The sequence below is a fragment of the Neisseria sp. P0020.S003 genome (assembly GCF_051957095.1).
Classification (GTDB): domain Bacteria; phylum Pseudomonadota; class Gammaproteobacteria; order Burkholderiales; family Neisseriaceae; genus Neisseria; species Neisseria subflava.
Genome location: NZ_JBQCWU010000020.1, coordinates 1 through 25,598 on the forward strand (window position 1 = coordinate 1; position 25,598 = coordinate 25,598).

Annotated in this window: 24 protein-coding genes and 2 pseudogenes; 7 read left to right on the plus strand and 19 right to left on the minus strand. The window is 51.7% G+C overall.

Annotated elements, in window-relative coordinates:
• Window positions 1-87: IS3 family transposase (locus ACTHTQ_RS09595; protein WP_153063788.1), on the plus strand; the 87-nt coding region annotated here is incomplete at its 5' end.
• A gap of 66 nt (window positions 88-153) precedes the next feature.
• On the opposite strand, the pseudogene ACTHTQ_RS09600 reads toward ACTHTQ_RS09595, so the two are convergent.
• The 3 genes and pseudogenes from ACTHTQ_RS09600 to ACTHTQ_RS09610 all read right to left on the minus strand — a co-directional run bounded on the left by ACTHTQ_RS09600 (window position 154) and on the right by ACTHTQ_RS09610 (window position 4,256).
• A pseudogene (locus tag ACTHTQ_RS09600) lies at window positions 154-1,380 on the minus strand (MFS transporter).
• A gap of 117 nt (window positions 1,381-1,497) precedes the next feature.
• A complete protein-coding gene (locus ACTHTQ_RS09605; RefSeq protein ID WP_440363772.1) occupies window positions 1,498-1,896 on the minus strand; it encodes an extensin in 399 nt (132 codons plus the stop codon).
• Between the two features lie 314 nt (window positions 1,897-2,210).
• Window positions 2,211-4,256 carry a TonB-dependent receptor gene (locus tag ACTHTQ_RS09610; RefSeq protein ID WP_440363773.1) on the minus strand — a complete coding sequence of 682 codons (2,046 nt, stop codon included), beginning with the start codon at window positions 4,254-4,256 and terminating at the stop codon, window positions 2,211-2,213.
• 445 nt (window positions 4,257-4,701) lie between these two features.
• Here ACTHTQ_RS09610 and ACTHTQ_RS09615 point away from each other — a divergent pair, with 445 nt between their 5' ends.
• Together ACTHTQ_RS09615 and ACTHTQ_RS09620 are read left to right on the plus strand one after the other, a co-directional pair.
• Window positions 4,702-5,292, plus strand: coding sequence for a TetR/AcrR family transcriptional regulator (locus tag ACTHTQ_RS09615; protein ID WP_440363774.1), 591 nt, complete (start codon window positions 4,702-4,704; stop codon window positions 5,290-5,292).
• Between the two features lie 98 nt (window positions 5,293-5,390).
• Window positions 5,391-6,051: pseudogene (locus ACTHTQ_RS09620) on the plus strand (IS5 family transposase); the annotation flags it as partial.
• A 214-nt stretch (window positions 6,052-6,265) separates the two neighbouring features.
• Here the strand turns inward: ACTHTQ_RS09620 and ACTHTQ_RS09625 are convergent.
• The 5 genes from ACTHTQ_RS09625 to ACTHTQ_RS09645 form a co-directional block, all read right to left on the minus strand.
• On the minus strand, window positions 6,266-7,162 hold the full coding sequence (locus ACTHTQ_RS09625; protein WP_254347188.1) for a polyprenyl synthetase family protein: 897 nt from the start codon (window positions 7,160-7,162) through the stop codon (window positions 6,266-6,268).
• On the minus strand, window positions 7,146-7,373 hold the full coding sequence (locus ACTHTQ_RS09630) for an exodeoxyribonuclease VII small subunit (RefSeq protein ID WP_440363775.1): 228 nt from the start codon (window positions 7,371-7,373) through the stop codon (window positions 7,146-7,148). The genes ACTHTQ_RS09625 and ACTHTQ_RS09630 overlap by 17 nt, the downstream gene beginning before the upstream one ends.
• Window positions 7,374-7,508: 135 nt before the next feature.
• Window positions 7,509-9,365: a ribonuclease catalytic domain-containing protein gene (locus ACTHTQ_RS09635; protein ID WP_440363776.1), complete on the minus strand. Its 1,857-nt coding sequence runs from the start codon at window positions 9,363-9,365 to the stop codon at window positions 7,509-7,511.
• A 108-nt stretch (window positions 9,366-9,473) separates the two neighbouring features.
• A complete protein-coding gene (locus tag ACTHTQ_RS09640; protein WP_440363777.1) occupies window positions 9,474-10,394 on the minus strand; it encodes a patatin-like phospholipase family protein in 921 nt (306 codons plus the stop codon).
• Between the two features lie 99 nt (window positions 10,395-10,493).
• Window positions 10,494-11,111 (minus strand): tellurite resistance TerB family protein, encoded by a 618-nt coding sequence (locus ACTHTQ_RS09645; protein WP_440363778.1) that lies wholly within the window; start codon window positions 11,109-11,111, stop codon window positions 10,494-10,496.
• 151 nt (window positions 11,112-11,262) lie between these two features.
• Here ACTHTQ_RS09645 and rsgA point away from each other — a divergent pair, with 151 nt between their 5' ends.
• Entirely contained in the window at window positions 11,263-12,129 is an 867-nt protein-coding gene (gene rsgA / locus ACTHTQ_RS09650; protein WP_440363779.1) for a ribosome small subunit-dependent GTPase A, read from the plus strand.
• 107 nt (window positions 12,130-12,236) lie between these two features.
• Here the strand turns inward: rsgA and ACTHTQ_RS09655 are convergent, their stop codons facing one another.
• The 9 genes from ACTHTQ_RS09655 to ACTHTQ_RS09695 form a co-directional block, all read right to left on the minus strand.
• Window positions 12,237-12,431, minus strand: coding sequence for a virulence regulator (locus ACTHTQ_RS09655; RefSeq protein ID WP_263339574.1), 195 nt, complete (start codon window positions 12,429-12,431; stop codon window positions 12,237-12,239).
• 28 nt (window positions 12,432-12,459) lie between these two features.
• Window positions 12,460-14,517: a methionine--tRNA ligase gene (gene metG, locus ACTHTQ_RS09660; RefSeq protein WP_440363780.1), complete on the minus strand. Its 2,058-nt coding sequence runs from the start codon at window positions 14,515-14,517 to the stop codon at window positions 12,460-12,462.
• A 126-nt stretch (window positions 14,518-14,643) separates the two neighbouring features.
• The gene (locus ACTHTQ_RS09665; protein ID WP_440363781.1) at window positions 14,644-16,014 is read right to left on the minus strand and encodes a lipase family protein; all 1,371 of its coding nucleotides are present in this window, start codon (window positions 16,012-16,014) and stop codon (window positions 14,644-14,646) included.
• A complete protein-coding gene (locus tag ACTHTQ_RS09670) occupies window positions 16,011-16,712 on the minus strand; it encodes a hypothetical protein (protein ID WP_049328771.1) in 702 nt (233 codons plus the stop codon). The genes ACTHTQ_RS09665 and ACTHTQ_RS09670 overlap by 4 nt, the downstream gene beginning before the upstream one ends.
• 81 nt (window positions 16,713-16,793) lie before the next feature.
• A complete protein-coding gene (locus tag ACTHTQ_RS09675; protein WP_049328770.1) occupies window positions 16,794-17,279 on the minus strand; it encodes a hypothetical protein in 486 nt (161 codons plus the stop codon).
• A 262-nt stretch (window positions 17,280-17,541) separates the two neighbouring features.
• Window positions 17,542-18,795, minus strand: coding sequence for a UDP-N-acetylglucosamine 1-carboxyvinyltransferase (gene murA, locus ACTHTQ_RS09680; RefSeq protein ID WP_295709466.1), 1,254 nt, complete (start codon window positions 18,793-18,795; stop codon window positions 17,542-17,544).
• Window positions 18,796-18,991: 196 nt separating this feature from the next.
• Complete coding sequence (ftsX, locus tag ACTHTQ_RS09685; RefSeq protein WP_003686699.1) at window positions 18,992-19,909, minus strand: permease-like cell division protein FtsX; 918 nt, start codon at window positions 19,907-19,909, stop codon at window positions 18,992-18,994.
• Window positions 19,906-20,556 carry a cell division ATP-binding protein FtsE gene (gene ftsE, locus ACTHTQ_RS09690; RefSeq protein ID WP_049328769.1) on the minus strand — a complete coding sequence of 217 codons (651 nt, stop codon included), beginning with the start codon at window positions 20,554-20,556 and terminating at the stop codon, window positions 19,906-19,908. Before ftsE ends, ftsX begins: the two co-directional genes overlap by 4 nt.
• Window positions 20,557-20,804: 248 nt before the next feature.
• Complete coding sequence (locus ACTHTQ_RS09695; protein ID WP_070631994.1) at window positions 20,805-21,287, minus strand: TlpA disulfide reductase family protein; 483 nt, start codon at window positions 21,285-21,287, stop codon at window positions 20,805-20,807.
• A 169-nt stretch (window positions 21,288-21,456) separates the two neighbouring features.
• Between ACTHTQ_RS09695 and arsC the strand changes: the two genes are divergently transcribed.
• Both arsC and ACTHTQ_RS09705 read left to right on the plus strand, forming a co-directional pair.
• Window positions 21,457-21,816 (plus strand): arsenate reductase (glutaredoxin), encoded by a 360-nt coding sequence (arsC, locus tag ACTHTQ_RS09700; protein ID WP_440363782.1) that lies wholly within the window; start codon window positions 21,457-21,459, stop codon window positions 21,814-21,816.
• Window positions 21,817-21,842: 26 nt separating this feature from the next.
• Window positions 21,843-22,499 (plus strand): YdcF family protein, encoded by a 657-nt coding sequence (locus tag ACTHTQ_RS09705; protein ID WP_440363783.1) that lies wholly within the window; start codon window positions 21,843-21,845, stop codon window positions 22,497-22,499.
• Between the two features lie 70 nt (window positions 22,500-22,569).
• On the opposite strand, the gene ACTHTQ_RS09710 is transcribed toward ACTHTQ_RS09705, so the two are convergent.
• The gene (locus tag ACTHTQ_RS09710; RefSeq protein ID WP_440363784.1) at window positions 22,570-22,827 is read right to left on the minus strand and encodes a hypothetical protein; all 258 of its coding nucleotides are present in this window, start codon (window positions 22,825-22,827) and stop codon (window positions 22,570-22,572) included.
• A 117-nt stretch (window positions 22,828-22,944) separates the two neighbouring features.
• Window positions 22,945-24,039, minus strand: coding sequence for an ABC transporter substrate-binding protein (locus tag ACTHTQ_RS09715; protein ID WP_440363785.1), 1,095 nt, complete (start codon window positions 24,037-24,039; stop codon window positions 22,945-22,947).
• A 164-nt stretch (window positions 24,040-24,203) separates the two neighbouring features.
• Between ACTHTQ_RS09715 and gltX the strand changes: the two genes are divergently transcribed.
• The gene (gltX, locus tag ACTHTQ_RS09720; protein ID WP_440363786.1) at window positions 24,204-25,598 is read left to right on the plus strand and encodes a glutamate--tRNA ligase; all 1,395 of its coding nucleotides are present in this window, start codon (window positions 24,204-24,206) and stop codon (window positions 25,596-25,598) included.

Genomic DNA, 25,598 nt, shown 5'->3' on the forward strand with positions numbered 1-25,598 from the left:
GATTACTACAACCGGGAGCGTTGCAGTTTGAAATTGAAAAAGCTGAGTCCTGTCGCATATAGAACCCAGCTTACACAAAGTGCCTGAATAGGCTTTTATGAGTGTCCAAGATTTGGGGGCCAGTTCAGTTTTCAGACGGCCTTGCTTTGAGTCTTACGGCTCGTTTGAATCAAACAGGCCTCGGCACGCATACAGCAGCCCGCCCGCCAATATGGCCAGACCCACCGCCGCCCAATACGCATCGGCATAGCCGACCGCCTTGGCCAGCCGCAGGGCGGCGAAACCGGCCGCGTAACTGCCGAGCAGGACGACGGAGAATTGCAGGCTGCTGTCGAGTGCGGCGGTGGCGCGGTCGGATTTGTCCATCACCAACGCCAGTATTACCGGCAGCAGCAGCGTGTAGCTCAGACTCAGGGCGATGATTTGCGCGGGCGGCAGCCAAGGGTGGACGCGGGCGAGCGCGTCGATGGCGGTCATGGACGCCAACAGCGGCAGTTGCAGCGCGTAGAGCAGGAACACGAGTTTGCGGCGCGGATAATTGCGCGAAAACCAGCCCGATAGCGGAGTAACAATCAGGCAGGCAACGGGAATACCCACCGCCAGAATCCCGCCCGTCTGTTTCGGGGAGAAGCCCAAATCCGCCAGCTTGGGCACAAAAGTCGCCGCCGCAAACGCATACGGTATGGCAACGGTAAACAGCAAAACCAGCTACCGCCAGCCCGTTTCAGGCTGCCTCCAAAAGGAGACCAGCCGTGCCGCCAATGCCGTCAAACCGCCTTGTGCCGTCGGGCTTTCTGGCTCACGGTAGCACAAGAGTTGCAGCAGCATCAGCAGGGTGAACGCCAGCATAAAGCCCGCCGCTGCCGTCTGCCCGTATTCCTGATACAGCCACAATACCAGCGCTCCGCCGATCATCTTGCCACCGCGCGCCGCCATCGTTTGAATCACGCCGCCGAAACCGCGTTCGCGGTGTGGCAGGACGATGCACGACAAGCCCAGCATCGCGCAGCCGTACACCGCCGACATTGCCGAGAGCAAAACGCAGCAGGCCAGAAGCAGCGGGAAATTCCGTGTCATGTCGGTGCAGGCCATCAGCCCGAACACCGCCGAAAGCCCCAGCGTCGCCGCCAGCAGCCAGCCGCGAAACCGTCCGAACCGCCCCGCCGGCCGCCGCTCCATCAGCGCGGCAAACAACACCTTCGCCGCTTCGATACCGCCGATTAAATGTATCCAGCTCAGTTGGTTCAGGCTGTAACCGTGGTTTTTCAAAATAGCGACCAGCGCGACCAGATAAAAACCGGTCAGCGTGAATTTGTAGGTGCTGCCGCCGATAAGCAGCAGCCAGTCGCGCGGGGCGGGGGATGCGGGGGTTTGCGGCATGGGTTGGTTTTCCTTGGGGCGGAGCATGTGAAGGTAAAGGCCGTCTGAAAATAAAAAAATCAAGCGTGTGCAGCCGATTTGCGGCCGAAAAACCGCTATCGGTGTTTGCAGTCTTTTTCAGACGGCCTTCAACGCTTCTTCCGCCTTTTGCAGGGCTGTTTGCTCGTCGGCTTCGACGATGTAGTTCACGCCCAGCGCGGGAGCGAGTTTGGACGATTGTTCGCGGAAGAACGCCAGTTGCGCCGCGTCGGGTTCGATGAGGAGCATGGCGGCGCAGCGTTCGGCGAGTTGCGGCCGGTGTGCCTTTATCCATTCGATGTAGGTTTTGCGGTCGGCAATGCGCTGTTCGTCACTCACCTGCCGCCGCATGGGGGTGCAGACGGTGGCGAAGCGGCGGTTTTGGTCTAACAGGGTTTTGAATTCGGCCAGCCAGTCGGCGAAGTCGGCGACGTAGGTCAGGTCGGTCAGGTAGATGGTGCCTTCGGGCAGGGTTTTGGCGGGGGTGAAGTAGTGCATGGGATTCCTTTGGATGTTTTTGGGGAGCAGGCGCAGGTTGGATATTGATGATTAGACTTCTTGTGCCGTCATTAGCTTACGCAAGTCCGCTTCGCTACCCCCGTACAGGCGAGAATCCAAACCTATCCGTATAGAAACTTATCGGATAAAGAAGTACCTTCGAGGCTTCATTCTGGATTCCCGCCTGCGCGGGAATGACGATAATCGGTTGTTACGGCCGTTTCAGACGACCTGCGTTATTCCAGTAACCGTAGGTAGGGCATTGATCCCCGACCTACGATAGTTTCAGACGGCCTCCATCATTTCAGCCCCGCCTAAAACTTCCATTCCGCGCTCACGCCTACGCTTCTGGGGCGTTGGTAGAGTGCATCTTGGCGGTCGGCGCTGGAAATGAATATGGGGTGGCGGCGGTTGAACACGTTATCGGCATAGAGCGAGACGTGGCCTTGTTTGAAGTTGTAGGCGGTGTAGAGGTTGACTTGGTTGTATGCGCCGATTTTGCCTGATTCGGCATTGTTGGCAGCGGAGTAGTAGCCGCCGTAGAAGCGCACGTCGCCGCCGGCTTCCCAGCCTTTGTCGTTCAGGTATTTCACGCCGATGTTGGCGGTGTATTTGGGCGCGCGGCCGAGTTTGTTGCCTTCGATGCCAGTGTCGGGATAGCTTTTAATTTTGGTGTTGAGTAGCCCCAGTCCGGTGGTGAGTTTCAGGCTGTCGGTTGCCTGCCAGTCGGCGGCGAGTTCTGCACCGTAGGTGTGGACTCTTTTGGCGTTGCGGATGACGACGGAGTTGGTGCCGAGATAGAAGGGGAGCTGCATGTCGCGGTAGTGGTTCAGGAACAGGTTGCCGGAGAGTTGCAGGCGGCGGTCTGCGCTGCGCCAGCGGGTGTACCACTCGTAGTTGTTCACATATTCGGGCTCATAAGTGTAGGTTACAACGGGGCGGCCGAAGGTGATGCCCGCGCCGCCGGGGTTGTAGCCGCGCGCGGCTTTGATGCCGCTGACCCATTGGTCGGTGGGTTTGAAGGCAATGTCGATTTTGGGCAGGAACACAGTCTGGCCTTTGTCTAAATCAAGGTGCAGTGCGCCGCTGCCGCCGCTTCGTTTGTGCGTTTCTTTTTCGAGGCGTGCGGAAGCCGTGATGTCCCATTTTTCGCTGGGGCTGTATGTGGTTTCGGCAAACAGGGCGCGCACGCTGTTGCGGTCGTCAAAGGTGTTGCGGCCGCCGACGCTGCGGATATCCACCCATTCGTCTTGTTTGCTGCGGAAGTAGTGCAGTCCGGCAAGGCCTTTCAGACGGCCTTTGTTGGAAAAATGCAATACTGGCTCCCATTGCAGTTCGCGGCCTTTGAGTTCGGCGGGCACGCCTTGCGGGCTGACGGTCATCGGCAGGTGCAGCCGCTCGTTGTGGTAGCGGCCGTAAACCAGTTTGTTTTCCAGTTTCAGATAGTCGTTAAGCTGCCACGATACGTCCCAGATGCCTGATGTCGAGCCGGTTACGAACACGGGCTTTTCTTTTAAAAAACGGCGGCTGGCGGTGTTGCCCATGATTTCGTTTTGCGGCGCGCGCGAACGGATGTGGTTCAGCGTCAGGCGGCTGTAAAAATCGGGATGGTTTTCGGGCGTGAGCAGGAGTTTGAAGCGCACGTTGGTGTTTTCCACACGGCGCGGGTTGCCGGTCGGCTCATAGGACACGAACGGCTCGTAGCTTTCGCGCTGCTGCCGTTCCGCGCTCAAGCGGAAGGCAAGGTTGTTTTTCACAATCGGACCGGACACTACGCCGGCGATGTTGCGCGTTTTTTGGTTGCCCAAACCCAAGCGCAGCGCGCCTTCCCATTCGTCGGTCGGGTCTTTGGAACGCATCACCACCGCGCCCGCCACCGCGTTCTGCCCGCGCACATGGCTTTGCGGCCCGCGCAAGACTTCCACCTGCTGCATGTCCCACAGCGACTGCGTGCCGAAGGCATATTCGTTGTAAGTGGCGGATCGGCCGTCTATGGACAGGTTCAGGCGCGGCCGCGTGCCCGCGAAAAACGCCACTGCGCCGGTGGCGGGGCCGGAGCCGTCCACGCCGCGCACGGTCGGCAAATCGTTGCCGCTGCCCAAGTCTACCGTGTTCACGGTCTGTTTGAGCAGGTCGGTTGCGGAAAGATTGTGGCCGCTGCGGTCGATGTTCGGCGCGGTGAAAACGCGGTTGGACGTGGCGGTTTCAAAGCCGCTGCGGTTGGTGCGTTCGCCGGTGACGACGACTTCTTCCAACTGCACTTGTTCCGCATCTTGCGCCGCATCAGCGGCATAAATCCATTCGGAGGCGAAAGCGGCGGCAAGCAGCAGCGGCAGGCGGCGGAGGGCGGGTTTCTGCATTTCCTTATCCTTTCAGACGGCATACGTCGGGGCGGATTGAACATCAGGCAATCCAACCGTTCCGACAGTATGCAAATATTTGTTGTTTACACATTTACATAAAACAAACTATTAATGTAAAGTATAAAAAACAAAAAACAGGAATGCAAGTGTTTATCATTCACTTTACATCCCCCCTTTTTATAGTGAACCATCTAAAAAACAATTCCCTCTCCCGTTCGGCGGGAGAAGGTTGGGGGAGGGCGATTCTGCGGCCTTTATGAATTTGGCTTGCTAAGCATCCGACAGCCCTCATCCATAGGGTGGAGCGGAGGGATAAGGAAAGAGGCCGTCTGAAACGCCGCTGTATTGCCATTGCCGCCGTGGGGAAATATGATGAGTATCCGACTTGCGGATAACTTTAATAAAAACCCTTTATGAACAAAATTAAAAGCTTCCTACCGTCATGACCGCCAGCAAACAACAAACCATCGCCGACACCGCCCGCCGCCTGTTCCGCGAACACGGCTTTGCCGCCGTATCCGTAGGCGGAATCTGTGCCGAGGCCGCCGTCAGCCGCGTTACCTTTTACAAATATTACAGCGGCAAAAACGCGCTCTTGCAGGAAATCGTTACCGAACAGAAAAACCGCGTCCGTGCCGAATTTGAGGCGCTGCTTGCACGGCAATGCAACCTGCGCGAAGCCGCCGAAGCCGTGTTCGCCCTACAAAAACAATCGTTTGAAGAACTCTATTCCGCCGCCTTCCTGCGCGACATCGAAGAAAACACCAATTTGGAGCTGGAGCGGTTTTTCCATGAGTTGAACGAAGAAAAATACGCCTTTATGCGCGGTTTCTTTCATACCCTGCAACAACGCCGCCTGATTCAGCCCGATTTGCCGGTGGAACTCATCGACCTGTTCATCCGACAGGCAGATATATTGATGCGCCACCCGCAATTGGCCGCGCTTTATGCCGCTGCGCCGCAAAAGCTGCCGCAGGATATATTGGGATTGCTGCTGCACGGTTTGGCGGGGGAAGAAGGAAGGAACGAGTGAGGAGATTGATTTTTTGGGGAAGATGAAAGGGATTTGCTGAATTTCTCATAAAACGTCGTCTGAAAACGAATTGTCGATTTTCAGACGACGTTTTAATCCTGTCTGAACTGCTGGAACTGATTAACCGCCAACTGACCGAAAAAAAACCTAAAAATAGAGAAAGCATCCGCCACCGTCATTGACGCCACCATTATCCAGACCGCCGGCAGCAAACAGCGTCAGGCCATAGAAGTCGATGAAGAAGGACAAGTTAGTGGCCAAACCACACTGAGCAAAAATAAAGATGCCCGTTGGACAAAGAAAAACGGCATCTACAAACTCGGTTACAAACAACATACCCGCACCGATGCGGAAGACTATATCGAGAAACTGCACATCACCCTCGCCAATACCCATGAGTGCAAACACCTGTCGCCTTTGTTGGAAGGACTATCCAAAGGTACGACCGTCTATGCCGACAAAGGCTATGACAGTGCGAAAAACCGACAACATCTGAAAGAACACCAGTTGCAGGACGGCATTATGCGCAAAGCCCACCGCAACCGTCCGCTGACGGAAGCACAAACCAAACGTAACCGGTATTTATCGAAAACCCGTTATGTGGTCGAACAAAGCTTCGGTACGCTGCACCGTAAATTCCGCTATGCACGGGCAGCCTATTTTGGTCTGCTCAAAGTGAGTGCGCAAAGCCATCTGAAGGCGATGTGTTTGAAACTGTTGAAAGCGGCTAACAGGCTAAGTGCGCCTGTTAGCGCCTAAAAGGCGGCTCGGATGCCTGATTAATCAGGTATACAAGGATAATTAAGGGGGTATTTGAGTAGAATCAGTGGATATTTGAAACAAAAACAGTCGAAAACCTGTGTTTAGATTTCGGCTGTTGGAGGAAAGGCTTTTTTGCAAAGGTCTCAGGCTGTTAAAAAGGCCGTCTGAAACCCAAAATCAGGTTTCAGACGGCCTTTATTTATTTGCAGGTTTAGTTTTTCCGTGCGGTAACAAACTCGGCCAGTTGGCGCAGGCGCAGGGCTTTGTCGCCGAATGGTTCGATCAGGGCAACGGCTTCTGCAATCAGCGTTTCTGCGTAAGTACGCGCAGCGTGCAGGCCCATCAGTTTGACGTAGGTCGGTTTGTCGTTGTCCGAGTCTTTGCCGGCTGTTTTGCCCAAGGTGGCGGTATCGGCTTCGCAGTCCAATACATCGTCGATCACTTGGAAAGCCAGGCCCAATTTGGCGGCGTAGTGGTCTAAGGTTTGGATTTGCGCCGGTGTTAAGTCCGGGCAGGAAAGTGCACCTAAGGCTACGGCCGCGCGGATGAGTGCGCCGGTTTTGAGGCTGTGCATCTGTTCCAATTCGGCCTGATTCATGGCTTTGCCGACATTGGCAAGGTCGATGGCTTGTCCGCCCGCCATACCGAGGCTGCCGGATGCTTGGGCCAGTGTGGACAACATAGCAAGCTGGCGTTCGGCAGGCAGGCCGGTCGGACGGCTCAGTACATCAAAGGCTTGGGTTTGCAGCGCATCGCCGACCAAAAGGGCGGTTGCTTCATCGTATTGCACATGGCAGGTCGGTTTGCCGCGGCGCAGGCTGTCGTTGTCCATCGCCGGCATATCGTCGTGAACCAACGAATAGACGTGCACCATTTCGATGGCCGCCATCGCCTGCTCGACGGCATTTTGGTTTGCTTCGCCCAATTCGGACGCAGCAAGCACCAAGAGCGGGCGTAGCCGTTTGCCGCCGCCGAGGGTAACGTAACGCATGGCTTCATGCAGCGTGTGCGGCACTTGGCTTTCAGACGGCAAGAAATGCGCCAGCAGCAATTCGGTTTGCGCTTGGGCTTTTTGCTGCCATGTTTTGAGTTCATTCTCCGGGTTCAAGGTTCAACTCCTTCAGTTCGCCGGCATCCAAGATTTGCAGTTTCTGCTCGACTTCCGCCAATTTGGTTTGGCAGTATCTGACCAATTCGTTGCCTTCCTGATAGGCGGCCAAAGCGTCTTCCAGCGGCATTTCGCTGCTTTGCATGGCTTGGGTCAGGGTTTCGAGGCGGGATAAGGCTTCTTCAAAGGATTGGGGGGCGTTTTTTTTCATGGTTTGAAATGATGGGCAGAAAAGGGGAATTGTAGCATTTTTAGATGATGAAGGCCGTCTGAACAGGGATGAAAACGAAATCAAAGATTTCTGTTTCTGCGTTCAGACGGCCTTTTTTCAAACGGAATAACGTTATCAGCCCGGTAAAACGGCTTTTTGATAGTTGAGCGCGATAAACTGCTTCTCGGCATCCAATTCAGTGATTTTGAACAATGCCTGCGATTTTGGCAGTGCATCAAACGGAATACCGGTCGCGCGCGTTACCAGCGGCAGGCCTTCAATGCGGACGAGGTCTTCTTTGAGGATGGTGGCCGTTAGCTCGCTCGTGCCTTGCTGTTGCAGGTATACGAGGCTCCAGTAGGCTTCCATTTGGCGTTGGAAGTCGGCGTAGGCTGTATAGGCGGTATCAAAGTCGCGCAAGGCGGCGAAAAGCTCGGCATCGCTGTTTTGATACAGCGGCTCGGCAGTATCGTCGATCAGGCTGATCAGCTGTTTTTGGTTGATGTAGTCGGCGGCACGGCGCAGCGGCGAGGTAAACCAGCCGTAATGCTGCACGCCCATGCCGATGTGCGGCTCGGATTTGGTGCTCATGCGCACTTTGCCTGCCGGTTGGACACGGAAAAGGCCGGGCAGCTCGTTTTCGTCCAGCATTTGCGCCCAAGTACTATTGGCAAGAATCATCATCTCGCTGACCAGCGTATCGATAGGCGAACCGCGTTCGCGGCGGACGACGGATACGTTGCCTTCTTCATCCAATTCGATGCTGTAATCGTATTGCGGCGCACGGTCGGGCTCGTATTTGCCGCGTGCTTTTTGCAGGGCGATGGCAAATTGATAGAACCAAATCAGGTCTTGATGGTGGGCGAACATCATTTCGCCCGCTTCGTCCAAGCCGGTTTCGGCGTTGAAATGCGGCTCAATGGTTTGAATGCGCAGATTTTCGGCGATGTTGACGGCTTCGATTTTGCAGGTCGGTTCGCCGACATTGAACTCGCCGTCCACATCGAAATAAATGCTGACGGCAGGGTGGTATACGCCTGCATCAAGGCTGAACGCGGCAATCCAGTTTTCAGGCAGCATGGTGATTTTGCCGCCGGGGAAATAGACCGTGCTCAAGCGTTCCATGATGTTTTTTTCCATTTTGTCGCCTTGTTTAATGGCAAGCGACGGCGCGGCGATGTGGATGCCGACACGTTTCATGCCATTGCCCAAATCGGTCAGGCTTAAAGCATCGTCCACTTCGGTAGTCGATTCGTCGTCAATGGAAAAGGCGGTAACATCAGCCTTGGATAAGTCGGGCATTTCAGGAAGCGGAAGGTCGGGGAAGCCTGTTCCTTTGGGGAAGTATTTGATTTCAAACCCGTCTTGTAGGTATTGGGGAATGGACGTAATGCCGCCCGTTTTTTTCGCCAGTTCGTAGGCGGAGATTTTCAGCGCGTCGGCGGCTTTGGTAAAGGCTTTGTAGGTCAGCGACTGCTTATCGGGCGCGTGTAAGATGGTTTTCAAATCCGCCGCGATTTCAGACGGCATCTCGCCGCGTTTTAAGGCTTCCGCCCAAGCGTCGATTTGCGCGTCTTGCTGTTTTTTGCGTTCGATGGCGGCAAGCGCCTGTTTCAAAGTTTCTTCGGGCGCGGCTTTGAACACGCCTTTGGCTTTTTTGTAGAAATATATCGGCGCGGCGTAAAGCGCAATCAAAGTCGCCGCCAGCTCGGTTTTGGTCGGCGTGTGGCCGTAATATTCTTCGGCGATGGCTTCAGCGGTAAATTCCTCTTCGCCGCATACTTCCCACAATAAATCGGTGTCGATGTCCGCCGCCTGTGCCTGCGCGTTCTCCAAAAACGCCGCCATATCGCCGTCAAATTCGGCAAAGACATTGTTTGCCTTCACTTTGGTGCGTTTGCCGTGTTGGGTATCGACTTGGTAGGTGGCGTCGTTTTTTTGGACGATGGAGGCAACTTTGAATTGGCCAGACTCTTCGTAAAAGATATTCATTTTTTTAGGATTTTATGATTTGTAGGAAACGCGTGATTTTAGCAGATTTGCACAAGAAAGGCCGTCTGAAAAACATACTTTCAGACGGCCTGTTCAAACGGCGGATGATTAATACTGATATGCCGCCAGTTTGCGTTTGATTTCAGGCAGGGCGGCGCGTGCAGCCTGTTCGCCCAATTGGATGGCGCGTTGTTTTTGGTCGAAACCGCCAACCGAACCCAGCTCCAAAACCTGCGGTTTGATGACCACATTGGCTTGTCCCAATTCTTGGCGCAACGCAGTTTGACTCATTACGTTGAAGGTTTGGTCAAGATAGGAGAACATGCCTTGGTTGACGTTTTTGGCCGGACGGGCGGAAATATCGACGGCAATGATGAAGTTTGCGCCCAGTTTTTTCGCCGCGCTGACCGGTACGGGTTGCGACAGGCCGCCATCTACATATTTGCGGCTGCCGATGACAACAGGCTGGAATACGTTCGGAATCGAAGCGGAAGCGCGGACGGCTTGTCCGGCATTGCCCACGTTGAACACCACCGGTTTGCCGCTTTCAAAATCGGTCGCAACGGCGGCAAATTTGATGGGGAACTGCTGTATCGGACGGTTGCCGACTTTGCGGTTGATGTAGTTTTGCAGTTTTTCGCCTTTGATGAAGCCGCTGGTGGACAAGGTCAAATCCACCAAATCGGTTTTACCCAAAATTTCCGCTTCCAATTCGAGGCGGTCGGGCGACATTCCCGAAGCGTACATACTGCCGACAATCGAGCCGGCGGATGTACCGGTAACAATTTTGACCGGAATATTGTTTTCTTTCAAAACTTTAATAATACCGATATGGGCAAAGCCTTTGGACGCGCCGCCGCCCAAAGCCAGCGCAACCGTGGCTTTCGGTTTGGGTGCAGTATGTGAAACCGTATTTTGACCCTGCGTAGAAGGTTTGGATTGCGGCGCGTTGCCGCTCGGACAGGCAGCCAATACCAAGACGGACGAAGCGGCTAAAAACGTTTTGAATGTGGAAAAAAGTTTATTCATGTTCAGACAGCCTTTAATATGTCGAAAGGGTTATTTTACTCTGAAATTAAGTCGAAAGGCCGTCTGAAATCAGGTTTCAGACGGCCTTTTAAATCAAGCTTAAGCCAATTCGAGCTGTTTTTCCAAACTTTCGACCAGCTGGTCGTCCAAATTCAAAGCTTGGGACAAACGGCTCAGGAACACGATTTCCTTGCGCGACAAGTCCGCACAGACCAATCTGGCCGCCAGATAAGTTTCGGCTGCCAAAGCCTCGTCGCTGCCGACAGAAGCAGCAATTTGCTCGATAGAGGCCGGTTGCGCATATTCAGCCTGCAGCCATGCCGCCATTTCCGCATCGTTGCCGCTTTCACGCTCAATGGCCGCGCGTTCCGCATCGTCAATCAGGCCGTCTGAAGCCGCCGCCGCAATCATCGTTTGCAAAATCACACGGCTGTGGTTTTCACCAATCAGGCCGGCAGGTTGGAACGCACTTTGCGGCAATTCTTCCTGTTGGCGGTTTTGTTTCCAGTTTTGATAGCCTTTATAAGCCAGAAAACCCAAAGCAGCGACCGAGCCGGCCTTGACCAGCTTCTTCGTATTTTTCTTTTTCAACAGCATTGATGCCAAAGCACCCGTCAGTGCGCCGCCGCCGAAAGAATTGAGCGGGCTGTCCGCCACCGCTTTGCCGCCTTTTTGAGCCGCACCCAAAACCTGATTGAGCAACTGACTGAAATCCATAAAAAAATCTCCTGAAAACAAATACATTGCAAATATAGGGCAGAAACACCAAAAAACCAAGCCAAAGAAAGTTAAAAGGTGCAAACAAGTTTTCAGACGGCCATAGCCGACTTTCGGTACAATCACACCATTCCAAACAATAAACCCCATCATGACCGATACCGCCCAAATCATTACCAGCTATGGCCGCCGTTATATCGTCCGCACCCCCGACGGCCAAACATATGACGCCACCACCCGCAAAAAACGCGTTGATTTCGCCTGCGGCGACCAAGTCCGCATCAGCCCCATCAACGGCGAACAAGTCGTGATTGAAGACTACCTTCCGCGTGAAAGCCTGCTCTACCGCCAAGACGCGTGGAAAACCAAACTGATTGCCGCCAACGTTACCCAACTGCTCATCGTAACCGCCGCCAGCCCCTCACCCAGCGAAGCCCTGTTGCAACGCGCCCTCCTCGCGGCAGAAGCGGCCGGCATCGACGCCGTCATTGTCCTCAACAAAGCCGACCTCCCCGAAACCGCCCAATGGCGCGAGAAACTCAAATTCTACGAAACACTCGGCTATTTAGTGGTCGAAACCAACGCATTGGAACACGCCGACATCCTGCGTCCCATTTTAGAAGGGCAAACCAACATCCTGCTCGGACAAAGCGGCATGGGCAAGTCCACCCTGACCAACGCCCTACTCGGCAACCAAGCCGCCCGAACCGGCGACATTTCCACCGCGCTCGATTCCGGCAAACACACCACCACCCACGCCCAACTGTACGATTTAAACGCAGAAACCCGACTCATCGATTCCCCCGGCCTGCAAGAATTCGGCCTGCACCATCTCCAAGCCGCCGATTTATTGCAATACTTCCCCGACCTGCGCCACCTTATCGGCCAATGCCGTTTCCACAACTGCACCCACCGCGCCGAACCCGGCTGCTCCGTCAAAGCCGCTGCCGAATCAGGCGAAGCCAAACCCGAGCGTATCGAGTTTCTGCAACGCGTTACCGATGAATTGTTGAGATAAAGTTTTAACAAAAATAAGTGTTTGGATAAATAAAAAGGCCGTCTGAAAGTTTCAGACGGCCTTTTTTAAAGAATAACCAAATTTACCTTTCAACCGGTATCGCTACCTTAGCGGGAAAGAGAAGGTGCTTTTCGTGGCGGATTGATCATGAGAAGCACGGCTTCTTCAATTTGTTTGTCCTCCCGATCATGGAGTTCTACTGGAAACTTCAGACGCAACACTGTAATAATAGCGCCAACCGATAAGCCTGCATCATGAAGCAACTCAATTTCTTTAAGTACCGGTGCGGAAAGGTTTAACATGGTTTCTCCTTAAGATTTGATATAAGCCTTAGCCCACTTTATCCCCGGGCTGTGCGCCTGCGTCAACGTCGAGGAGCTTCAGTTTTCCCTCTGCCGTGGCGGCGGAGAGGATCATGCCTTCGGATACGCCGAATTTTGCCATTTTGCGCGGGGCGAAGTTGGCGACGGCAATGACCATGCGGCCGTTCAATTCGGCTGGATTTGGGTAAGACGCGGCGATGCCGGAGAAGATGATGCGTTTTTCAAAACCGAAATCGAGGTCGAATTTCAAAAGTTTGGTGCTGCCTTCGACGGCTTCGCAGTTCAATACTTTGGCGACGCGCATGTCGATTTTCATAAAGTCGTCAAAGCTGGCCTGTTCGGCGACTTTTTCGTATTTGCTCTCTTCGGCGGCAGGCGCGGCTGCGGCGGCGATGCTTTGTTTGTTGGCTTCGATCAAATCATCCACTTGTTTTTGCTCCACTCGTTGCATGAGGTGTTCGTATTTGTTGATGGCGTGTTCGCCCAATGTTTCGCGTGTATTTGTCCAAGTGATGGCTTCCAAATTCAGGAATTTGGCGGCGTTTTCGGCCACTTTCGGCAATACGGGGGCGAGGTAGGCGGTCAACATGGTAAAGGCGTTGATGAGCTCGCTGCATACTTCGTGCAGGCGTGCGTCTTGGCTTTCTTGTTTCGCCAGTTCCCAAGGTTTGTTGGCATCAACGTATTCGTTGACAATGTCTGCCAAGGCCATGATGTCGCGCAGGGCTTTGGCGTATTCGCGGCTTTCGTAGCATTCGGCAATGGCTTCGCTTTGTGCGGTCAGTTTTGCCAGCAATGCGCTGTCGGCCACGTCTTTCAGACGGCCTTCAAAGCGTTTGGCGATGAAACCTGAGGCGCGGGCGGCGATGTTGACGTATTTGCCGACGAGGTCGCTGTTGACGCGCGAGATAAAGTCTTGCAGGTTCAAATCGATGTCTTCGATTTTGCTGTTGAGTTTGGCGGCGATGTAGTAGCGCATCCACTCGGGGTTTAGGCCTTGTTCCAGATAGGATTTGGCGGTGATGAAGGTGCCGCGCGATTTGGACATTTTCTGTCCGTCCACGGTCAAAAAGCCGTGTGCGTACACGCCAGTCGGAGCGCGGTGGCCGGAGAAATGCAGCATGGCGGGCCAGAACAGGGCGTGGAAATAGAGGATGTCTTTGCCGATGAAGTGGTACATCTCGGTTTGGCTGTCGGCTTTGAAATATTCGTCGAAATCGATACCGATGCGGTCGCACAGGTTTTTAAACGACGCCATGTAGCCGACGGGCGCGTCCAGCCAGACGTAGAAGTATTTGCCCGGCGCGTCGGGGATTTCAAAACCGAAATATGGAGCGTCGCGGGAGATGTCCCAATCGGACAGGGTGGTTTCTTCGCCTTCGCCCAGCCATTCTTTCATTTTGTTGAGGGCTTCGGGTTGCAGATGGGGCTTGCCGTCGTGCGGGTTGTTGCCGGAAGTCCATGCTTTGAGGAAGTCGGCGCATTCGCCCAGTTTGAAGAAGAAGTGTTCAGATTCGCGCAATTCGGGTTTGGCACCGGAAACGGCGGAATACGGGTTGATCAGTTCGGTCGGGGAATAGGTCGTGCCGCAGACTTCGCAGTTGTCGCCGTATTGGTCTTGGGCGTGGCATTTCGGGCATTCGCCTTTAACGAAGCGGTCGGGCAGGAACATTTGTTTTTCAGGGTCGAAAAGCTGCTCGATGACGCGGCTCTCAATCTTGCCGTTAGCTTTCAGTGCGCGGTAAATGTCTTGGGAAAACTGTTTGTTTTCAGGGGAATGGGTGCTGTAATAATTGTCGTAGCCGATGTTGAAACCGGTAAAGTCGGCGAGGTGCTCTTCGCGCACTTTGGCAATCATGTCTTCAGGCGCAATGCCTTGTTTTTGAGCGGCAAGCATCACGGGTGTGCCGTGGGTGTCGTCGGCGCAGCAGTAGTAGCATTCGTGGCCGCGCAGTTTTTGGAAGCGTACCCAAACGTCGGTTTGGATGTGTTCGACCATGTGGCCGAGGTGGATGCTGCCGTTGGCATACGGCAGCGCGGAAGTGACAAGGATTTTGCGTGTCATGGTTTGTGCTTTTAAAAACAATGGATAAAGATGTCGGGAATTATACCGCAAAACAATACGCAAAGGCCGTCTGAAACCCGATTGCCGGTGTTTCAGACGGCCTTTTGAGACTTGGCAGAAAGATTGTTACCCAATGCTCATTCCACGCGATTGAGATTGTGCTAATTGTTTTTGTTGCTCTTCATATTCAGAGAGTTGTGCCGTTTGCTGGATTTGATTAAAGCTCTTTTCCACGGGAATAGATGAAGATAGTCCTATATCCATAGAGGCAAGATTTAATGTAGGATTTCGGTTCCCGATTAGATACTGGTCGTTTTTTACACTAAATAAAGTAAGATCAGTGATATTTTTTGACTGAGCCAAGGCGGTAAGTGCCATCGCGGAATTTTGCAGCTTTTCATCATCAATAGGCAGATTGTTTGTCTTATGATACGTCGTTAGGTGCACCATTGCAGTATTGAAGAGCTTTTGGGTTTCAGGCGAAATGTTTTGTAGTTTGCTAGCATTTATTTGTGGATCTAAAAAGGCGTATTGAGAACGATTCTGTTGTTCATAGGGATTTGAATACTGCGGTTGGTTTTCTGCAATAAAACGGTCTGCAAGATTGATATATTTTTCAAATTTATCAGGGGATTTGCGAATTTCTTCTTTTACATAATTGTTAAACCGCCCAATCATTGCCATATTATTTTCAGCTAGTTTATGAGCAGGGGATTTTGGGGATAAAACAGACAAACCATGTTCGTGCGTAAAATTGCTAACAGCATGAGAAGTATATAAATCTGATGCACTACCCCAATTACCCCAACTTGAAGGCATTCTGAAACCTGCATTGGCCAAAAATTTGTCATCTGACGGATCTTGTGTGTTAAAGCCGCCTTTACGCAGATTATCTACTTCGTTTTTTGTAGTATACAAAATACTCCTGCCTAAATGATTGCTTGCAGACGAGACATAGTCTCCACCCATGCGGTGATTGATGATTAATCTGTCTGCCAAAGGATTGATTGGGAGAGCTTCTTTCAAGCCTGCTGCACCAAAGGCATTGAAAGTTTCGGTACGGTGGCCATAACGATTACCACATAGTTGGGCAAGTGCTCCTCCTAGTGAATGACCTGTTTGATAGATTGAGGCATTCTTATATTTTCCGTTTTTTAATTTTTCGGCTTCTTGTGTCAATAATTTTGCATCGTTATATTGCGGGTTAGTATGATCTTTGACCATGCGCATATCGGCTTCTCGGTCTTGGCGTGTTTCAAACTCCGTACCTCTGTGGACGACTACTAACTCGTTGGTGTCTAAGCGACGGTAAATGGCACCAAAATAACCATTTTTGGGATTGTCACTGATTTTCTCGACAGCATATTTAATACCGTTTAAAGTTATTTCTTTATTTTTTTCGTTATCAAAAACTAGTTTTACTTCATCGTTTTTATCTTTCTTCCCATAAATGTGATCAGACAGCAGGGCAAAATCCTGACTATTCAATGCTCTCATTTTTCAACCTTTCTCAATATCAATTCAACTGAAAATTTATCTTCTGGAGCGACAACTAATCCACTCTTTATAGAGCTACCATCATCAGACCAACCATCTTCAAAATTCAAATCTTTTGCTATTGGAAAATTACTTTTCTGATATTCATGCTTAACGATTAATTCAGGATTTTGCGCAGTCAGTTTTTTTAAATCTTCTGAATCAATACGGACAATCAAAGCTGTTTCTCGCTTATCTTTTCCTGTTGGTTCCATTACTATGGCAGCACTTAAAAACTGCCATTTACATACGCCTTCCCCATAGTAATCTTCATCTAAAGGAGTATCCGAATAAAAGTCTGTAGCATATGTATTATTATCAATTTTAGTCAACTCCAGTTTTTTTCGGTATTGAGGCCACGTTGTCGCACCTACCCAACGATTGGTTACATATTTACAGTTTTCCGATTGGTAAAGTTCATCTCCCGTCACAATTTGGAAAGCTAGAGGCGCATCTTTAATTTTAACCACAGCTTGATAATGTTCTTTACGGTTTGGGTTAATTTTGACATCCTTTGGAGGAGCATCTCCTTTCGGCAGTTTATAGGTGGGGAAATCCGATTCTTTAAAGCCATATTCTTCGTACACGTTTTTCTCCTTGTTGCAGGCGGTTAATGATAAAGCGGCACAGAGACCGAATAGCAAGATAAAAGGTTTCATAAGGCTTCCTTCTACAATGAGATTTTGAATCTTGATTCAAAGTATACAGGAGTAATTCAAAGTATACAGGAGTATTTGTTGTTACTTTATTCTTTTTGTATTTTCTTTCAAATTTTGATAAATACGCTGTTTTAGAAATTCTGCGATGGTTGTCAATAAAAACGCTGTAAACCATAAATACAATCCTAATCCGTAAGTTGGTTTTGCATGTCCTCCTGCTTCATTCACAATTACTTCGTTTAAGGTAAATGTAAGTAGCGCCACAACCCATAATAATCCATGCAAAGTAAAGATAAATTTTTTTGCTTGCGGTCGGATAAGAGATATGAATATTAAAATGAACCAAATATAATTTGCATAAACAGCAAAATATCCAATGTGTCCTAAACCAGGTCCAAATATTGTTCCAATAATTAGAACAAAAAATCCCTCATATTGTCCTTCTTTTCCAAAAGTAAATACATTTTGAAATAAGGAACAAATCCAAATGAAAATGGCAATAAAGAAACATAGTTTATGGCCATAACGGGTTATCCGTTTCTTTGTTGTGTGTGATGAATCATTCATAATGTATATTGATTATATGGAGGATTAGTAGTGGATAATTATCGGCTTTTCTACTGCTTTAATGATGCTGTTTATATAAACCAGATTAATTTTGAAAAGATTGGAAGGTGGGTTTTCTGAGTGTTTACTAATCGAAAAATCCTATTTTTTATCTTATTACCTGCTTTTTATTTCACAAGTAGATAGGCCGTCTGAAAACAAGCATAGCGAGTTTGCTAGATTTTGTTTTCAGACGGCCTTTATTTATCGGCTGCGTATGGAATCAACCGCGTACGCGTTCGATTTTTGCGCCTACGCCGCCGAGTTTTTTCTCGATGTATTCATAGCCGCGGTCGAGGTGGTAGATGCGTTCGACGATGGTTTCGCCATCTGCGACCAAGCCGGCCATGACGAGGCTGGCGGAGGCGCGCAGGTCGGTTGCCATCACGACGGCGCCGGAGAGTTTTTCCACGCCTTTGATGTAGGCGGTGTTGCCTTCGGTGGTGATGTCTGCGCCCATGCGGTTGAGTTCGGGAACGTGCATGAAGCGGTTTTCAAAAATGGTTTCCACTACGCGGCTGCTGCCTTCGGCAATGGCGTTCATGGCCATAAACTGTGCCTGCATGTCGGTTGGGAAGCCTGGGTGGACGACGGTGCGGATGTCCACGGCTTTGGGGCGTTGTTGCATGTCGATGGAAATCCAGTTGTCACCGGCTTCGATGATGGCGCCGGCTTCGGTCAGTTTGTCCAATACGACTTCCATGGTTCTGGGGGCGGCGTTGCGCAGGACGACTTTGCCGCCGGTCATGGCGACGGCGCAGAGGAAGGTACCGGCTTCGATACGGTCGGGAACGACGCTGTGTTCACAGCCGTGCAGCTCTTTTACGCCTTCGATGGTCATGGTTGCTGTACCGATGCCGCTGATTTTCGCGCCCATTTTGACGAGGCATTCGGCCAAATCGACGACTTCGGGCTCGATGGCGCAGTTTTCGAGGATGGTGGTGCCTTCGGCGAGCGTGGCCGCCATCAGCAGGTTTTCGGTACCGCCGACGGTTACGACATCCATGGTAACGCGCGTGCCTTTCAGACGGCCTTTGGCTTTGACGTAGCCGTGTTCGATGGTGATTTCCGCACCCATGGTTTCGAGGCCTTTGAGGTGTTGGTCAACCGGACGCGAACCGATGGCGCAACCGCCGGGCAGGCTGACTTGGGCTTCGCCGAAGCGGGCGAGGGTCGGGCCCAAAACCAAGATGGATGCGCGCATGGTTTTTACCAGCTCGTAAGGTGCGCAGGTGTTGTTGACGGTGCCGCCGTTGATTTCAAATTCGGAGATGTTGTCGGTCAAAACGCGTGCGCCCATGCCTTGCAGCAGTTTTTGGGTGGTTTTGACGTCGGCGAGCATAGGTACGTTTTTCAAGCGTAAAGTGCCGGAAGTCAGCAGACCGGCACACATCAGCGGCAGGGCGGCGTTTTTTGCGCCGGATACGATGATTTCGCCGTTGAGGGGGCCGTTGGCAGAGATTTTGAGTTTGTCCACAGGATGTCTTTCGTTATTTGTCTGCACGGTTTATGCCGCACAAATGAAATGAGATGGATAATAGACCATCAATTATAAGGGATTATGCCCTTGCTGTTAGATTTGGCAGTATTAAATTTTCACAAGGTTTGTTTAAGTTGCGAAAGGATAAGATTTCAGGCCGTCTGAATGGTTCAGACGGCCTGTTTGCCAAGGCTTATTTTTTGGCTTTGAAGCCTAAGAGGTGTTGCGTGGTGGCCAGCCATGCGCCGAATATGCCCAGCGCGATGACGAAGCCGAATACCAGCGACACTTCGCTAAATGTGAAGAAACGCCAGCCGATGTTCAGACCGTAGGGTTTGAAAATCGCGTCCACCAGCGGCCGTACTTCGGCCAGCAGCCAAGCCGACAAGCCCAAGCTGACGGCGGCTGAGAAAATACTCTGCCACATTGCCTGATAAAGGAAAGGGCGGCGGATGAAGGAAGCGGGCGCACCCAACAGCTTGGTGATTTCCAACTCTTCCTTGCGGCTGAGGATTTGCAGGCGGATGGTGTTGTGTGCCACCAAGACAAAGGCCATGCCCAAAGTCAGCGAGAGGAACCACAAAATCTTGCGGATAAATTCGTTAATACGATAAAGGGTCTGTACCCATTCGGTATCCATGGTTGCTGATTCGACGCGCGGCAGTTTGGTAATGTCTTTATAGATGGCCTGCATCTGATCCGGAGAAGTGGCAGGGTCGGGTGTAACGATAAAGACGTCGGGCAATGGGTTGCCATCGAGCATGGAAACGAGGTTTTGGTCGAGATTGGTTTGCAATTCTTCCAAACCTTCCTGCTTGCTGATAAAGCGGACTTTATCGATACGGCTGTCGCGCTGGAGCAGGTTTTTCACCGTATCGGCATCAGAACTTGCTGCATCAGTGTCCATATAAACCGTAATCTGTGGCGATTCGTTGAGTTTACCCAATACGCTTTGCCCGCTTTGGATACCCAAATACATAAACAGCGGCAAGGTCATGGCAACGGCAAGCATGAGCAGGGTCAGCAGCGTGCCGATGGGTTGGCGCAGAAGCTCTTTGAGCGCGGCGCGCGCCGATTCGACGTGTAACGAGATGTAATGAATCATGCTCATGCGAGGCGTCCTTTCTGCAGGCGCAAGACGCGGTGGCCGTAATCCGCCATCAGCGTTTCATCGTGCGCCGCAACGATCACGGTCGTGCCTGCTTCATGGAAGGTTTTGAACAATTCCATAATATCCAGCGCATAGGCGCGGTCGAGGCTGGCGGACGGCTCGTCGGCAATCAGCAGACTGGGTTGGTGAACCACTGCGCGCGCGATGCACAAACGTTGTTGTTCGCCGCCGGACAAAGCGATGGGCATATCGTTTTCGCGGCCTTTCAAGCCGACTTTCTCAATCGCAATACGCGCGCGCTCTTCAGCTTTGCGCGGCTGGTAGCCGCTGATCCGCAAAGGCAGGATAACGTTTTGCAAGACATTGCGGTCGTAGAGGATTTTGTGGTCTTGGAAGACAATGCCGATATGTTGGCGCATAAAGCCGATCTGATTGTCGCTCAAGGTGCCGAGGTCTTGATTGTTGAACCAAACCTTGCCTTTGGTAGGCTTGGTAATGCCTGAAATCAGCTTCAAAATGGTGGATTTGCCCGAACCCGAATGGCCGGCGATAAAAATCATCTCACCTTTGTTAATCTGGAAACTGACATTTTTTAGGGCTTCGAAACCGCCGGGATAGGTTTTGGAAACTTGTTCGAAACGGATCATGGGTTTTCCTGAAAATAGGGAGTCAGACGGCCGGCGTCATCGATAGGGCAACATGCCGTCTGAAAAAATGGGGATATTCACAGATTATAAATATTTCGGCTGCTTTTTGATAGTGAAAACTCGGTTCTGCCTGTGGAGACACTGCCGGTTTGCAACACAAAGCAATATGGTTTGAAAAAGGGCCGTCTGAACGATTGGGTTTCAGACGGCCTCGGTATCAGCGTAGGTTAAGCACCTTATCCGCTGTTTTATTTACATTTGGTTTTGGCCAAATTCACGGCGGCGGTCAGGCTTTTTTCGTTGACTTCGCCGGTGATGGTTTGTTTGTAGCCGCATTTCGGCGCTTCGACGACAGTGAAGGGCAATACGCCGACGTTGTTGCCGTGGGCTTTCATGAAGTTGCGGCTGTTGGCGCCGGTGTAACGCCAAATCGGATAGCTGACCGGCGTTTGTTTCAGGAACTTGCCGATGTTGTCGGTCGTATCCAGCGCGATGCCGACCATATCGACGCTGCCTTTTTTCTGAGCTTTGTACCATGCCGACATGGCGGGCATTTCTTTACGGCAGGGGCCGCACCAGGTTGCCCAAAGGTTGACCACGCGCACGGGGGCTTTGAGTGACTCCAGGCTTTGCGGTTTGTTGTCCTGCCAACCTGCCGTTTCTTCGGCGGCAAAGGCCGGCGCAGCGGTAAAAACGGTGGCGGACAAGAGAAGGGCGGTTAAGGCTTTCATGGTTGTATCCTTGAGGTTGCCAATCGAAATTGGGTTTATTGTAAAACGGTTTGGTGGGTATGCCTACCGATTCGTATCAAGATATCAGGTAAAAAGTTTGAGTAAAAATCAGTTGCAGACGATAATAACCGCCATCATTGAATGATTTTGCAATAATACGGAGACTTTCATGCCGTCTGAATTCACACTTTATCACAACCCGCGTTGCAGCAAATCGCGTGCCGCGCTGGCTTTGCTCGAAGAAAAAGGCGTTGCCGCCGATGTAGTCAAATATCTGGATACCGCGCCTGATTTGGCGACTTTGCAGGATATGTTTGCCAAACTCAGCATCGAATCGGTGCGCGGCATGATGCGCACGAAAGACGATTTGTACAAAGAATTGGGTTTGGACAATCCCGATTTGGACAATGCCGCCCTGCTTCAGGCAATCGCCGAACACCCTGCCCTGCTCGAGCGTCCCATTTTGGTAACGCCTACGCGCGCAGCCATCGGCCGTCCGTTGGAAAACATTGCCGCCCTACTCGGCTGATAGGGTTGGATAAGGCCGTCTGAACGATGATTTCCCTGTTTAAAAGCCGCAATGGCCTGCGATATTATCTGTTTCGCGGCCTTGCTTTGAGCGTTTTGCTGGTGTGCGGTATTTTTTTGACCGGCACATGGCAGATTTACCGGACAGGTTTGCAAACCTTGCCGAAGGACGCTCATGCCGATGCGGCGGTGGTGTTGGGTGCGGCGGCATGGGACAAACGCCCGTCGCCGGTATTTCGTGAGCGCATCAACCATGCCATCACGCTCTACCAAAGCCATCGGGTCGGCAAAATCATTTTCACCGGCGGCACACCCAAAAAAGGATTTATGACCGAAGCCGAAGTGGGGCGCCGATACGCGCTCAAGCAGGGCATACCGGCGCACAATATCCTGTTTGAAAACACGTCGCGCAATACTTACGAAAACCTGCGCAATATCGTCCCCATCATGCACGCCAACGGAGTCGGCAGCATTATCGTTGTCAGCGACCCGTATCATTTGGCGCGAGCCGAAGAAATGGCCGCCGATTTGGGCTTGTCAGACGCGCAGTTCTCCGCCACCCCGACCACGCGCTTTGACGAGCGCAGCAAGAAAGCTAAGTTTCTGATGCAGGAGAGCTATTCATTGTTTCTCTACCGTATCGGCAAATGGAGCGATGCCGTTTGGAATTGGATAGGTGGTTGAGCCTTCGGTAATCCATGTAAAAGGCCGTCTGAATCCTTTTAGGTTTCAGACGGCCTAAATGTATGCTTACTTATTGATATTGATTTGCAGCTATACTGTCAAAAATGACTACAGCCAGCACCAGATAAATTGCCATTACGATGGCAAACAGAATCAAGGCAGCCTTGAAATAATTGGCTTTATTCGGATTGGTGTTTGAGCTGAATGCCCACACAAGCATCATAACTATATTGACTAGCGGAATCATCAAAATCAAGTTTGTTAGCAACCATTCTTTGACGCTTACAACAGGAGCCTGCTGATGGCCGATTTGGTTTTGTCCGTTCATACGTACCCAGTAATTTTGTTGAAAGAACAGTAATTATACTCATTAAATTTTTATCGGCATAGCATGTTCAGGCCGTCTGAATCTTCAGACGGCCTGAGCCTATGATTTTTGCAGCCGCTATTTCAATTGGATGTAAAACGTACCGTCCGGCACGACGGGCAGGTATTTGCGGTAGAAGTCCAGATAGGTCTTGTTTGGTTCTATGTCGGCAAACTGCTGCGGATACAGGGTTTTGGCGATAAATTGCGCGCTGGCCAAATCGGCGAGCGAGCGGGAGGCGGTGTGGTAGATGCCGTAAACGCGTTTGTTTTTGACGGCAGGAATGTCTGCCCAGCCTTTGCGTTTGACAAATCCGGCCAGGCGGCGTTGCGCATCGGCCTGGCTGATGCCTATGCCCATCGCCATAATGTCAGGCTTGTCTTTATGGCCGTTTTCCGTCCCCGAAATGACGATGACGTCGGGTTTGGCCGTCAGGAATTTTTCAGGGTTTATCGGTCCCCAGTTTTTAACGTAAGGCGCGGCGATATTGTTGCCGCCTGCTGTGTCGGCAATCGCGCCCCACATATCTTTGCCGAAGGTGTAGCTGTATTCGGACGGGCCTTTGTCGCCGAACTCGATATAGATTTTCGGTTTGGACTGCTTGGCGCGTGCGACGCGTTTTTGGATGTCGGCAATGCCTCGGGCGTATTCGGCGGCAATTTTTTGGGCGCGCGCCTGCGTACCGTTGAGTTCGCCGAAAATTTCCGCACTGCGCGTGTGCCGTGCGACGGTTTCGGCGTTGAAATCGACCACGACGACGGGTATGCCTGCCGCTTTAATGCGCGGCAGATGGGTGGCGATGGCCTTATACTGCCAGTCGGCCAGAATCAATACGTCCGGCTTGAGCGCGAGCGTTTTCTCCAGTGAAAACGTGCCGGTGTTGATGTTGCCGATGTCCGCAATGTTTTGCAGCGTAGGCAGCTTCTGTTTGAACATCGCCCAGCTGCCGGGATTGAATTTCTCCCAAAACTCACGCGAAATGCCGATGACGTTTTTAAATTTGTCCGCGCCCGTTACCGCGATATAGTCGGGATAGTAAAACGCCAAAACCGCGCGTTTGACAGGGACATCGACTTTGACTTCGCGTCCCAATACGTCTTTGATAGTTTTGATTTCGGCTTGGGCAAAAAGGGGCAGGAGGGCGAGGGCGGCAAATAAAGCGCGTTTGTTCATGAGTGGATCCTTTAAAAGAAATAATTATCATTATATTTGATTTGTTTTCAGGAGAAAAGTTCCCAGGCGGTCCTTCTGCGCCGACATTATTTTCAGACGGCCTTACATTGTTTAAACCACGCCGAAAAAGTAAAATACCTGTTTTCAAAGATTTTGGAGCCATCATGACCGTCAAAACCCGTTTCGCCCCCAGCCCCACCGGCTACCTGCACATCGGCGGCGTACGCACCGCCCTGTTCTCATGGGCGTTTGCCCGCCATCATAAAGGCGAATTCTTATTGCGTATCGAAGACACCGACTTGGCGCGCTCTACTGCCGAATCCGTCAACATCATCCTTGACGGCATGAAATGGGTCGGTCTGAACTACGACAACGCCGACAACGTCGTTTACCAAACCCGCCGTTTCGACCGCTACAAAGAAGTCATTGCCGAACTTTTAGAAAAAGGCCATGCCTACTACTGCTATTGCAGCAAAGAAGAGCTGGAAGCCATGCGTGAGAAAGCCGAAAAAGAAGGCACGGCGACTTACGACCGCCACTGGCGTCCGGAAGAAGGCAAAACCCTGCCCGAAATCCCTGCCGACGTGCAACCCGTTGTCCGTTTCAGAACACCTTTGGACGGCGTCACCAAATGGACGGACTTGGTCAAAGGCGAAATCTCTATTCCCAACGAAGCGCTTGACGACCTGATTATCGCCCGCGCCGACGGCACACCGACTTACAACTTCTGCGTTGTCGTGGACGACTACGACATGGGCGTTACCCACGTTATCCGCGGCGACGACCATGTGAACAACACGCCGAAACAAATCAACATCTTAAAAGCCATCGGCGCAAACCTGCCCGAATACGGCCACCTGCCCATGATTCTCAACGAACAAGGCAAAAAAATCTCCAAACGCAGCGGCGATACCGTCGCCATCACCGATTTCGGCGCAATGGGCATCCTGCCCGAAGCCATGCTCAACTATCTGGCGCGTTTGGGCTGGGCGCACGGCGACGACGAGTTCTTCACGATGGAACAATTCATCGAATGGTTTGATTTGAAAGACGTCTCCCCGTCTCCAAGCCGTATGGATTTGAAAAAACTCTACTGGATCAACGGCGAACACATCAAAATCACCGCCAACGAAAAACTAGCCGAAATGGTGAAACCGCGCCTCGCCCTGCGCGATATCCATGAAACAAGCAAGCCTGCTTTGGAAGATGTGTTGGCATTGGTCAAAGACCGCGCCCAAGATCTGAATACGCTTGCCGACGAGTGCCTCTACTTCTACGTTAAACAAACGCCTGCCGAAGCAGACGTGCAGAAACACTGGGACGACGAAGCCGCCGTCCGTATGCTGCGCTTTGCCGAACGCCTCGAAGGTTTGGAAGACTGGACCGCCGAAGCCATTCACGACCTCTTCAAACCTTTCTGCGACGAAGAAGGCATTAAAATGGGCAAACTCGGCATGCCTTTGCGCCTCGCTGTCTGCGGTACGGCAAAAACCCCAAGCGTTGATGCCGTATTGGCATTAATCGGCAAAGAAGAAGTGTTGAAACGGATTCGTTCGTAA